An 11,322-nucleotide genomic window follows, 5' to 3' on the forward strand; every position below is an offset into this window, starting at 1 on the left:
CCCTGCTCCTTTTTGCCAAAAGCTGCAACGGGGTTCCGTCAACCAAATATCCGCGTAGCGACAGAAACCCAGAACGTCAGTGTCAGCGCCGAAAAAGCGGTCGCCATGACCATGGAATTGGAGGCGAGAGCCTGGCCCGTGCCAAAGCGTGTGGCGATCAAGTAAGAATTGACGCCAGCCGGAAGCGCCGCGGCAACCACCGCGATTTTCGCGGTGAATGGTGGCAAACCAATCAACCACGCGGCGCCAAGCACCACCGCAGGCATGAGGACAAGTTTGATAGCAGACATGACTACCGCTGCTGCCATATTTCCAGAAATGCCGAACTTCTTCAGACCCATGCCCATGGCGAATAGCGCGACGGGCCCTGCCACTCCACTCAAGGTCTCGATCAACGCGTCGGCTGCGTCCGGCATTCGCAAACCCAGCAGACGCCATATCCAGCCGGCGAGGATGCCCAGCACAAACGGATTGCGCAGCAAGCTGTTGAAGAACGATCCAATCACTGCGATCCAATGACTCTCGCCCTTGAACACGCCGTCCCTCCTCATGGCTAATTCGTGCAGCGTAATCGAGGCGGCCATCATGACAGGCATATGGACGGCGACGATCAAAGACAGGATCGCAAAGCCATTCTGGCCGAAGACCCCGAGCATGAGCGGCATGCCAAGAAAAACGAGATTGGAAAACGCCCCAGAGACGCCGGCCACAACGCCAGCACGGTTGTCTCGTCGAAAGAACAGCTTGATCGCCAGATCCGATGCCGCCCACGCAACGATCACACCAATAAAATAGGTGGTCCATAACGACCAGGGAGCTGTGCCATGGAAATCAGCAGTCACCATTGTCCTGAACAGCAGCAAAGGCGCGGCGATCACGAAGACAAAATCGGATAGACCGTCACCCACTCGCTCATCCAGCAACTTGAAATGCGCTGCTGCATAGGCGATGGCAATCACACCAAAAACGACGATGATTGTTTGAATGAGACCCATCGCGTTCCGCAATAGGCCAGCCAATACGGCGGTGCAAGACGTTCTGGTTGCATGGCTTTATTTTTCTTCAACAAATCCCCATCTCGACTGCTAAGGAGAATGATGTTGAAGCAATTCCGCCCTTGGGCAATTTCTATGTATGCGCTGTTCGGCCTGGTTTTTGTCGTATCGCACGCATATGCGACAGATGCTGCGTGGGCGAGAGTACAGCGCGGCGGATACACAATTCTCATTCAAGGCGCCGATGCTTCCGGAACCTTGAGCCCAACCGTCGACAGCTCGGCCGATTGTTCGGTCACGCAAACGCTTTCCGACCGCGGGCGCCAGCTGGCGCAAAAACTTGGAGCCCGTTTTGCCGCACGCGGGGTGCGAATCGACAAAGTTCTTACAAGTTCTACCTGCAATGCACGGGAAACCGCACGGTTGTCATTCGACTCAATGTCCGCAGAAATCTTTAAGCCGCTCGATCCACTGACTGCGGACGAAGCTGCCAAACAAATCCAGATCGACCAAATTCGGGTGGCGATCTTTGCATTCAAGGGCCTTGGCAACCTGGTAATGATGACTGATCGCGCCAATATCATCGCTCTGACCGGCGTTACGCCACGTCCGACAGAGGCCGTCGTTGTTTCCAAAGCCGAGGAAGGTGAAACCATCCATATCGCAGGAAGAATCATATTCGACTAATCACAGCGCAGCTTTAGTCTTTCCCTGAAGCATGAAAAACGCTAGATACCGGCTTCATTCTACATCAGTGCCCTTGCCTGAGGCACGGTAAGCAAAGGAAAATCAATTGTCCGATACATTCGACAAGGTCGCCGACATCATTGCCGAAACCAGCGAGATCGATCGCGACTCCATTACGCCGGAGAGTCACACAATTGACGATCTGGGGATCGATAGCCTTGATTTCCTGGACATCGTTTTTGCGATCGATAAGGCCTTTGGTATCAAGATCCCGCTTGAACAGTGGACGCAGGAAGTCAATGACGGCAAGGTTCCGACCGAAGAATACTTCGTGTTGAAAAACCTGTGTGCCAAGATCGACGAACTCGTCGCTGCCAAGAAGGCCTGATTTCCCAGCTAACCGGGTACACCGTACAAACGGTGTTGCGAGACAATGCAGAACAACACCGTCGTCATTACTGGTATCGGACTGATTTCATCACTTGGCGAAGGCGTCGATGCCCATTGGAAGGCGTTCAATGACGGGCTCGAACCCCGCATCGATAGCGAAACGTTCAAGCCTTATACCGTTCATCCGCTCGTCGAAGTCGACTGGAACAACCAGATACCGAAGCGCGGTGACCAGCGGCAGATGGAGACGTGGCAGCGTATAGGGACCTACACAGCTGGCCTCGCGCTGCAGGATGCAGGCATAAAAGACGACGAATCGCTCTGCGCCAGCATGGATATGGTAGTGGCGGCAGGCGGTGGGGAACGCGACGTCTCGGTAGACACGCAAATCCTTGCCGAAGCGCGTGTGCGCAATGATATCGGAACGATGCTAAACGAGAAGCTCACGACCGAGCTGCGCCCAACCTTGTTTCTGGCACAGCTTTCGAACCTGCTTGCTGGAAATATCTCCATCGTCCACAAAGTCACCGGTTCTTCACGTACATTCATGGGTGAGGAAGGCTCGGGTATCTCGGCGATCGATACAGCTGTAGCTCGCATTCGCTCCGGACAGAGTACACATGCCCTTGTTGGTGGTTCGTACAATTCCCAGCATCCAGACATGTTGTTGGGCTACGAATTGAATGGGATGCTCAAGCGTGACGGTTGGGCGCCGCTTTGGCAAAGAGAAGACAGTGCCGGGGGCGGCATCGTTACCGGATCTGGCGGTGCATTTCTGGTTCTGGAAAGTGCGGAGCACGCACAAAAACGCGGCGCACGCGTGTATGCTGCTATCGATGGAATCTACAGCGCGCAAATTCGGCGCAGCCGCGATGATTTAACCCAAACCGTAGCCAAGCTGATCGGTGCGGCCAGTGCAGACAAAGCAGCAGATCTGATCATTTCAGGCGCCAGTGGGGCTAAACACGTAACTGCGGCAGAAAAAGCGGCGCTCGATACATTCTCGAGTTCGATGGTGCGCGGCGTCGCGGGCAAACTCGGCCATCTGCGCGAAGCACAATTCCCGCTGGTCGTTGCTCTTGCTGCGCTGAGCGTTTTTAATGGATCTGCCTTCCCGCCTGTCGACGCGAAAAACGAGAAGGCCGGACCGTCCAGCGTCGATACCGCACTCGCAACGTCCATTGGCGGGACTCGCGGCGAAGGCGTTGCCCGCCTGGTCAAAGTTTAAGGGATATCTTCATGTCCAAATATACTGATCATTTTGGTCGGCCCCTCGTCGCCATAACCGGTCTCGGGGTTGTCTCATCCCTCGGACAGGGCAAGGAAGAGAACTGGGCTGCGCTGACTTCCGGCACATCCGGCATCCACACGATTACACGGTTCGCCCTGGACAATCTGCGAACGCAGATCGCCGGGACTGTCGATTTTCTTGAAGAAAGCACCAAAGGCGCTTCGACACTGTCGCAAAAGCTGGCGTCGCTTGCAGCGGAGGAAGCTGTAGCGCAGGCCGGTTTTCCAGTCGATGACTTCGGCGGCCCGCTTTTCCTGGCTGCTCCACCGGTCGAACTCGAATGGCGCAATCGTTTTGCCTTGGACGCATTGGTCAAGTCTGAAGGCGAGCCCGGATACGACCTGCTGCTCGCCGCATGCCGTCGAGGCCCGCAGGTCGACATGTTCAACACGGCGGAATTTGGCTATATCGCTGAGGTTCTGGCCGATAAATTCGGCACGCGCGGTCTACCGATCACTTTGTCTACAGCCTGTGCCTCTGGCGCGACTGCCATTCAGCTGGGCGTGGAAGCCATCCGTCGCGGCGAAAGCGACAGGGTCCTGTCGATCGGCACAGATGGTTCGGTTTCCGCCGAAGCGCTGATCAGGTTCTCGCTGCTCTCTGCGCTATCCACACATAACGAGCCGGCCCACAAGGCGGCAAAGCCCTTCTCGAAAGATCGAGATGGGTTTGTCATGGCAGAAGGCTCTGGCGCTATGGTGATGGAATCGCTCGAATCGGCCGTCGCACGAGGTGCAAATATTCTTGGCATCATGCGTGGTTGCGGCGAAAAGGCCGATGACTTCCATCGTACCCGTTCGAAGCCGGACGGTTCGCCGGCCATTGGTGCGGTTCGCGCGTCCCTTGAAGATGCGGGGATTGAGGAAGACGCAATCGACTATATCAATGCCCACGGAACGTCGACGCCAGAAAACGACAAGATGGAATATCTGGCGTTGTCGACCGTCTTTGGCGATCGCATTTCATCACTGCCTGTGTCGTCAAACAAGTCGATGATCGGCCATACGCTGACCGCTGCGGGCGCAATCGAAGCCGTATTCTCTGTACTGACCATTCAGACCGGTACGATCCCGCCGACGATCAACTATGACAATCCTGATCCGGCAATTGTCATGGATGTCGTCCCCAACGTTAAGCGCGAAGCAAGTGTATCGTCGGTGCTTTCCAGTTCATTCGGCTTCGGCGGACAAAATACGTGTCTTGTCATGACGGCAGAACCGAACTAATCCGTGGCCTGAATAAGGAAACGGATATGCGTGCACTACAATTGATTGAAGACCGCAAGCTCGAGATCGTCGATGTTGCGCCCCCGCCTGCGCCCGGTCCAGGTGAGGTCACCGTCAACATCAAAGCTGTTGCGCTCAATCACATTGATGTCTGGGGCTGGCGGGGCATGGCCTTTGCCAAGCGCAAGATGCCATTGACGATCGGCGCGGAAGCTTCGGGCGTTGTCGATGCGATCGGCGCGGGCGTCAGCAATCTACTGCCAGGCCAGCTCGTCTCGATCTATGGTGCACAGACCTGCGGACTGTGCCGTCCCTGCCGTGAAGGTCGCGACAATCTTTGCGAGCATGTTTCAGGTGTGCACGGCTTCCATCTCGATGGCTTCGCCCAGGAAAAAGTCAACCTCAAAGCTCGTTTGCTTGTCCCAGCTCCTCCTGGCGTCGACGAAATCGGTGCTGCTGTCGCACCCGTCACCTTTGGGACGGTCGAGCACATGCTGTTTGATAATGCGAAACTTGAACCGGGCGAAACTATCCTCGTTCACGCAGGTGGTTCTGGTATTGGCTCGGCGGCAATCCAACTCGCCAAAAAGATGGGCTGTACGGTTATCACGACCGTCGGCTCGGATAACAAGATCGAGAAGGCCAAGGCTCTGGGGGCAGATCACATCATCAATTATCGCGAGGACCGTTTTGAAGGCGTCGTGCGCAAGCTGACAAAGAAGAAGGGCGTTGATGTTGTCTTCGAACATGTCGGCGCCGATACATGGGCGGGGTCCATGTTGTCGCTGCGCCGCGGCGGGCGGCTGGTCACCTGCGGCTCGACGTCGGGTGTTTCAACCAGCATGAACCTTATGATGCTGTTCCAGCAGCAGTTAAAACTTCTCGGCTCGTTCGGGTGCCGCATGGAAAACATGGCTGATGCCATGCAGAAGATGGCGCGTGGCCTTGTCCATCCAGTCATCGACACCGAAGTCGGCTTCGATGATATCGATACGGCATTGAAGCGGATGGAAGGCCGGGACGTCTTCGGCAAGATCATCCTGCGCGTAAACTGATCCAGAATGAAGCTCAATACAAAGTTAGCGCTATTCCGTTGGAGCCAACGGTTGAAGAAATTCAACTACTGGCTGTCGGCATTTGTCATTTTCGGTGTCCTCAAATTGCTCCGTATGCTGCCCGCGAAGGCGGCTATGGATTTCACCGATGCCGCAGCGCGTAAAATTGGCCCATTGATGGGCCGCCATCGCATTGCGATGACCAACCTGCGTAAAGCCTATCCGGAGAAACCCGAAGAGGAGCTGCAGAAGATTGCGCGCGACATGTGGGGAAACATGGCGCGCCTGACGGCCGAATATGTGTTTCTGGATGCGATCTTCGATTTCGATCCGCACAGCGACACGCCCGGACTAGTCGAGGTCCAGGGCCGCGAGATCTTCGAACGCATACGGGACGAGAAGGACCGCCCGCATATATTCTTCACAGGTCATACGGGGAATTTCGAGCTGCTGCCGATCTGCGCGGCGACATTCGATCTGAATGTAACCGCGCTGTTTCGCCCACCGAACAACCCCTTTGTTGCCAAGAAAATCCTCGGGGCACGCCGCACCAACATGGGGCATCTCGTTCCGTCGAAGGCCGGTGCAGCTTGGTCGCTCGCCACCGTCCTCAACAACAATGGCAACGTCGGCATGCTGGTCGATCAAAAATTCAAACGCGGCATCCCTTCTACTTTTTTCAACCGCCCATGCAAAACCAATCCACTTCTCGCGAAACTCGTGCGTCAATATGAGTGCGATGTATATCCGGCGCGCTGTGTCCGTCTGCCCGGTGGCCGGTTTCGGCTGGAGCTTGAAGAGAAGATGGAGATACCGCGCGATGACAAAGGAGCCGTGGACCTCGCCGCAACTGTCCAAGCTCTGAACGACAAGGTCGAGTCTTGGGTGCGCGAATACCCCGGCCAGTGGATGTGGTTCCACAAGCGCTGGAACAGCAATTAGTAGTAGTTCATCACCGCATGTTTGGCTTCGGCGAAGAACAGCCAGCGCTCGACAAAAACCCCCAGCACATATGCGACGACACCGAGAACGAGCGCAATCTGCGCGGTGAGCCCACCGGCAATCGCCAGAGCCAGCAAAAGCGCCAGGATCGGCAGGACCACACAGAAAACGAAAGCGATCACCCACAGCTTTGCGGCGTGTTTACGGGCAACACGAAAGCCCATTTCTCGCGTCAGATAGTTGTCGAGCGCATGCGGACGCTCAAACAGTCCAACCTTGCCGATGAAGCCAAGACCCGTTGCCGTTTCCGGCGTCGAAATGGGTAAGAGCGTCGTGGCCCGATTGCGCCAAACCATCTTGGCGACCAACGCCAGGAGGACGAACAGAAGCGCCAGCAACTCCTCGACCAACCCATTTCCACCCACGAAGGCGCTTGCGAACAAAAACCCACCGGCTAGCGAAAACAACAGGAAACACAGGGGCGTCAGTTTCGTATGCCACGAGTCCACTGTCTTGAGCGACGCGTAGATCATCGACGTGCAATAGACTGTCACCAACGCACCAAGCACAGTGATAAATCCCAAAATCGCATCATGTCTGTCGCCAAAGATAGCCAACGCAGCACTCAGCGTCAGGGGGACAACCGTTGCAATTGCCATCACACCCTCGCGCGACAACCAGCTGGAGCGCCATTGGCTCAAGGCCCGCCATGCACGTTGCGGGTTGCCGAGATGCAAGAGCGAAGCTGCCAGTCCAATGCTGATCAGTGCCAGCGAAGTCAAATAGGCAAGCTTGGTCATTAGCAGCGACGGATCCAGAAAACCGAGCCCAAGCACGACCGCAAGTCCGTAGCCCAGACCTGACAGCGTCGTGAAAACAATAATCGAATACGCTGGATGCATCGTTTAGATCCGGTCCAGCGTCTTGTCGAGCCAAGCGAAAAATCCGCGTGCGCCTTCGGTATTCTCGGCGAGCGGAATAATTGGCGCGCTATCGCTTAGGGACGTGCGAGGGCGCGGCGGGAGATATTTGTTGGTGGGACGCGTCCCCTGTTCCGGCATAAGATCGAAACCACCGCGTTCGACCACCATGATGGCCACATCGGAATTCGGATCGCCAAGGTCGCCAAAATGCCGGGCATTGACCGGACAAGTCCTGACACAGGACGGCACGCGGTCTTCGTGCTTCAGTGTCTCATTGTAGACGCGGTCGACGCACAGTGTGCACTTCTTCATCACGCCGGCAGCAAGATCCATCTCCCGAGCCCCGTAGGCACAGGCCCAGGCGCAAAGTCCGCATCCGATGCACTTGTCCTCATCCACCAGCACGATGCCGTCCTCGGCACGCTTGTAAGACGCTCCAGTCGGGCAGACCGTGACACACGGCGCGTCTTCGCAATGCAAACAGGACTTTGGAAAGTGCACAACGCGGGCGTCGCCAGCTTCACCGATAATTTGTCCGCCTTCTGGCGTGACTTCAAAACTGTGGATGCGGTTGAGAAACGTACCCGAAACATCCTCGCCATAGGGATGCTGGTCCGACAGCGCACTGCCGTAGCCGCCAGTGTTCCATTCCTTGCAACTGATTACACAGGCATGACAGCCGACACACACATCAAGGTCGATCACCAGCCCGAGTTTTTTCGCGGTACGATTTTGGGGAAGGCTGGTCATTTTGGCGACCATTCCTGCCCGTAACGCAGTTCATCGACTGGCTGCGATTGGCTGCCAGGAGGTTTGATTGCAGCGAAATACGGTTCGCTGATCTCCACCCCAGCCTCGGCCTTTTCAATGCGCACGCGCAAGTCATACCAGGCGGCCTGCCCGGTAATAGGATCGGAGTTCGACCAGCGCATCCCATCGGCTTTTGGCGGCAAAAGTTCGTGAATGAGGTGGTTGAGGAGGAATCCCTTGGTTGCTTCGGGCGCGTGCGGATCAAGCGCCCAAGCGCCCTTACGCTTGCCGATCGCATTCCATGTCCACATGGTTTTGCCATTCACCGCATCCGTTCGCGCAATTTCGCATTTGATCCGGCCGTGATGCGAAATGACCCAGGCCCAGTCGCCATCCTTTAACCCCAGCTCGTCGCAAATCGCACCGGGGACATACAATGGATTTTTCGTGTGTATCTGTCGCAGCCATGCATTCTGCGAGCCCCAGGAATGATACATCGCCATCGGCCGCTGAGTGATCGCATGATAGGGAAATTCTGTGGCATCGACGCCCTGTTCCTCGAAGGGCCGGTACCAGTCCGGTAGCGGATCGAAACAATCGAGCAGGCGTTCGCGGTATTGTTCGGGCGCGAACGGTTGCCGAACGCCCATCGCCGACAGCCGGAACTTCTGCAGCGTCTCGACATAGAGCTGAAGGGTGACGGGCTGCGGCGCATCGAAGAAACCCATGTCGATGGCGAACTGTTGATAAGCGGCATTGTGGTGTTTGAAATAGAGTGCCTCATCGGGAATGTGCTTCATCCAGAACGCACCGTGATCAATGTAGTCTTTCAGCTGATCTTTATTGGGCGATCCCCTGCCCTGATCCATGGCGTCCGCACCCCGCCAACCCGAAAGCGGGCCGATACCGGGCTTGCGCTGATGATTGACGATATAGTCGGCATAGTCTTTGTACAGCGCCGCGCCTCTATCATCGACGAAACCCGGCAGTTTCAAGCGGGCTCCGAGATCGATCAGCACGGACTGAAACCCGCGCACATCCCTGTCCGGCTCCAACACCGGCCAGCGAATCGCGTCGCAGGCGGCGTCGGGTTCGGAAATTGGCCGGTCGAGCAGTGAAATACAGTCGTGACGCTCCAGATAGGTCGTATCTGGCAAGACAAGATCGGCATAGGCAACCATTTCCGATGAATAGGCATCCGAATAGATGATCTTTGGTATTTTATATTCGCCGGTTGTCTCGTCGCGCTCCTCCAGCATCTTGATCGTGCCGCGCGTATTCATCGACGAGTTCCACGCCATGTTGGCCATATACAGGAACAGTACGTCGACAGGATAGGGATCGCCAGCGCACGCATTGGCGATAACCATGTGCATCATGCCGTGAGCCGAAAGCGGCGCTTCCCAAGAAAAAGCTTTGTCGATCCGCTGCGGCTTGCCTTCACTATCCACGAGCAGGTCTTCAGGTCCAAGTGGGTATCCAAGATGTGGCCCCGCAAGCGGTTGACCAGGCTTTACATGTTCCGCTCTGCCATGCGGTCTTGGGTGGGCCGTCACCGGTTTGGGATAAGGCGGCTTATACCGATGGCCGCCCGGGCAGTCGATGGAGCCAATGATCGTCTGTAAAACATGCAATGCACGCGCCGACTGAAATCCATTCGAATGAGCGGAGATGCCGCGCATGGCATGGAAGCTCACCGGCCGTCCAATCATGACATCGTGCTGCTCGCCTTTCATGTCTGTCCACGGTTGCTGGAGGATAATCTCTTCCTCAAAGGCCACGCGGGCGATTTCCGAAGCCAGCCCACGGATCGTACTCGCCGCAACCCCAGTCTCTGCCGCGACTGCATCGGGTGCATATTTCGGATCGAGATATTTCTCTGCCATTAGCCGCAGGACGCTGCGCACCTTCCGACTATCTTCTGTGACGAATTCAGCATTGAGATCAGCGACATGACCCGGTTCGTCAAATCGCACAAGCGCACCCGACCTGCGATCACGCACCAGCGCCTTGCCGAGATCGTCGCGCAGGAAAAGTCCGTGGTCTTCCCTACCCTCATCATCAATCACCAGCCATGGTGCATTGGTGTAGCGCTGGAGATAGTCGAGGTCTATCTTGCCAGTGCGAAAAAGCTCATGGATGACGGCAAGAATGAGCAGTCCATCGGTACCAGGACGGATGCCGATCCAGTTATCAGCGATAGCGGAATAGCCCGTGCGCACCGGATTGACCGAAACAAAACGCGCCCCACGCTTCTTGAGTTTGGAAATACCGATCTTGATCGGGTTGGAATCATGATCCTCCGCCACACCGAACAAAACAAACAGCTTGGTTTTGTCCCAATCGGGCGCGCCAAATTCCCAGAACGCACCACCGATCGTATAAATCCCTGCGGCTGCCATGTTGACCGAACAAAACCCGCCATGTGCAGCGTAGTTCGGTGTGCCGAAATTTTGCGCCCAAAAGCTGGTCAAAGCCTGGCTTTGATCGCGGCCCGTAAAGAAAGCGAGCTTCTGCGGCGCGGTTTCCCGCAGCGGCTGCAGCCAATCGACAGCCAACGCCAACGCTTCTTCCCAGCTGATTTCTTTGAATTCGCCTGAACCGCGTGGTCCTGTTCGTAACAGCGGCGCTCGCAATCGCGCCGGCGAATAGTGCTGCATAATTCCCGCTGATCCTTTGGCACACAAGACCCCCTTGTTGATCGGGTGGTCGCGGTTGCCCTCGATGTAGCGGATTTTGCCGTCTTTCAGATGGACATCGATGCCGCAACGGCAGGCGCACATATAGCAGGTGGTTTTCCGAATCTCATCACCAACCGGCTCTGATAAAGCAAGGACTGGTTCTGAACTCATACCCGATGCGCCCCTTGTTCACCAAGACAAAACGGAGCGCGAATTGCTTCAGACCCATCCGTCTCGATCTTTTAGCGGCAGTCTTGCAAGAAATCTGTGTGTTTTGCAAAGAGCATGCGCGTTCGACTCACTAACATCTTAGCGAGTCTACAGGATTGCGTTGTCAGGAAAACGGCACCGGTCTCGGTCGGACTGGTAAAACCAGTGGACT

Annotated in this window: 10 protein-coding genes; 6 read left to right on the top strand and 4 right to left on the bottom strand. The window is 56.1% G+C overall.

Annotated features, from left to right (window positions below; translation table 11 throughout):
• Window positions 1-38: 38 nt before the first annotated feature.
• On the bottom strand, window positions 39-995 hold the full coding sequence (locus FHS21_RS14125) for an AEC family transporter (RefSeq protein ID WP_112528607.1): 957 nt from the start codon (window positions 993-995) through the stop codon (window positions 39-41).
• Window positions 996-1,094: 99 nt separating this feature from the next.
• Between FHS21_RS14125 and FHS21_RS14130 the strand changes: the two genes are divergently transcribed.
• The 6 genes from FHS21_RS14130 to FHS21_RS14155 all read left to right on the top strand — a co-directional run bounded on the left by FHS21_RS14130 (window position 1,095) and on the right by FHS21_RS14155 (window position 6,586).
• The gene (locus FHS21_RS14130) at window positions 1,095-1,682 is read left to right on the top strand and encodes a histidine phosphatase family protein (protein ID WP_158482236.1); all 588 of its coding nucleotides are present in this window, start codon (window positions 1,095-1,097) and stop codon (window positions 1,680-1,682) included.
• 106 nt (window positions 1,683-1,788) lie between these two features.
• A complete protein-coding gene (locus tag FHS21_RS14135) occupies window positions 1,789-2,070 on the top strand; it encodes an acyl carrier protein (RefSeq protein WP_008123430.1) in 282 nt (93 codons plus the stop codon).
• A 45-nt stretch (window positions 2,071-2,115) separates the two neighbouring features.
• Complete coding sequence (locus FHS21_RS14140; RefSeq protein WP_112528611.1) at window positions 2,116-3,300, top strand: beta-ketoacyl-ACP synthase; 1,185 nt, start codon at window positions 2,116-2,118, stop codon at window positions 3,298-3,300.
• An 11-nt stretch (window positions 3,301-3,311) separates the two neighbouring features.
• Window positions 3,312-4,589, top strand: coding sequence for a beta-ketoacyl-ACP synthase (locus FHS21_RS14145; protein ID WP_112528613.1), 1,278 nt, complete (start codon window positions 3,312-3,314; stop codon window positions 4,587-4,589).
• A gap of 26 nt (window positions 4,590-4,615) precedes the next feature.
• A complete protein-coding gene (locus FHS21_RS14150; protein WP_112528615.1) occupies window positions 4,616-5,644 on the top strand; it encodes a zinc-binding dehydrogenase in 1,029 nt (342 codons plus the stop codon).
• Between the two features lie 6 nt (window positions 5,645-5,650).
• Window positions 5,651-6,586 carry a lipid A biosynthesis lauroyl acyltransferase gene (locus FHS21_RS14155; protein WP_112528617.1) on the top strand — a complete coding sequence of 312 codons (936 nt, stop codon included), beginning with the start codon at window positions 5,651-5,653 and terminating at the stop codon, window positions 6,584-6,586.
• Here FHS21_RS14155 and FHS21_RS14160 read toward each other — a convergent pair.
• Genes FHS21_RS14160 through FHS21_RS14170 form a run of 3 tightly spaced genes read right to left on the bottom strand, consistent with a single transcriptional unit; the run spans window position 6,583 to window position 11,111 of the window.
• Window positions 6,583-7,488: a dimethyl sulfoxide reductase anchor subunit family protein gene (locus FHS21_RS14160; protein ID WP_183662357.1), complete on the bottom strand. Its 906-nt coding sequence runs from the start codon at window positions 7,486-7,488 to the stop codon at window positions 6,583-6,585. The genes FHS21_RS14155 and FHS21_RS14160 overlap by 4 nt on opposite strands.
• Before the next feature lie 3 nt (window positions 7,489-7,491).
• A complete protein-coding gene (locus FHS21_RS14165; RefSeq protein ID WP_112528621.1) occupies window positions 7,492-8,259 on the bottom strand; it encodes a 4Fe-4S dicluster domain-containing protein in 768 nt (255 codons plus the stop codon).
• Window positions 8,256-11,111, bottom strand: a complete 2,856-nt coding sequence (locus FHS21_RS14170) for a molybdopterin oxidoreductase family protein (protein WP_112528623.1) — start codon at window positions 11,109-11,111, stop codon at window positions 8,256-8,258. Before FHS21_RS14170 ends, FHS21_RS14165 begins: the two co-directional genes overlap by 4 nt.
• Between the last annotated feature and the right edge of the window lie 211 nt (window positions 11,112-11,322).

It is taken from the genome of Phyllobacterium trifolii (genome assembly GCF_014192095.1).
GTDB classification, from domain to species: Bacteria; Pseudomonadota; Alphaproteobacteria; order Rhizobiales; family Rhizobiaceae; genus Phyllobacterium; species Phyllobacterium trifolii.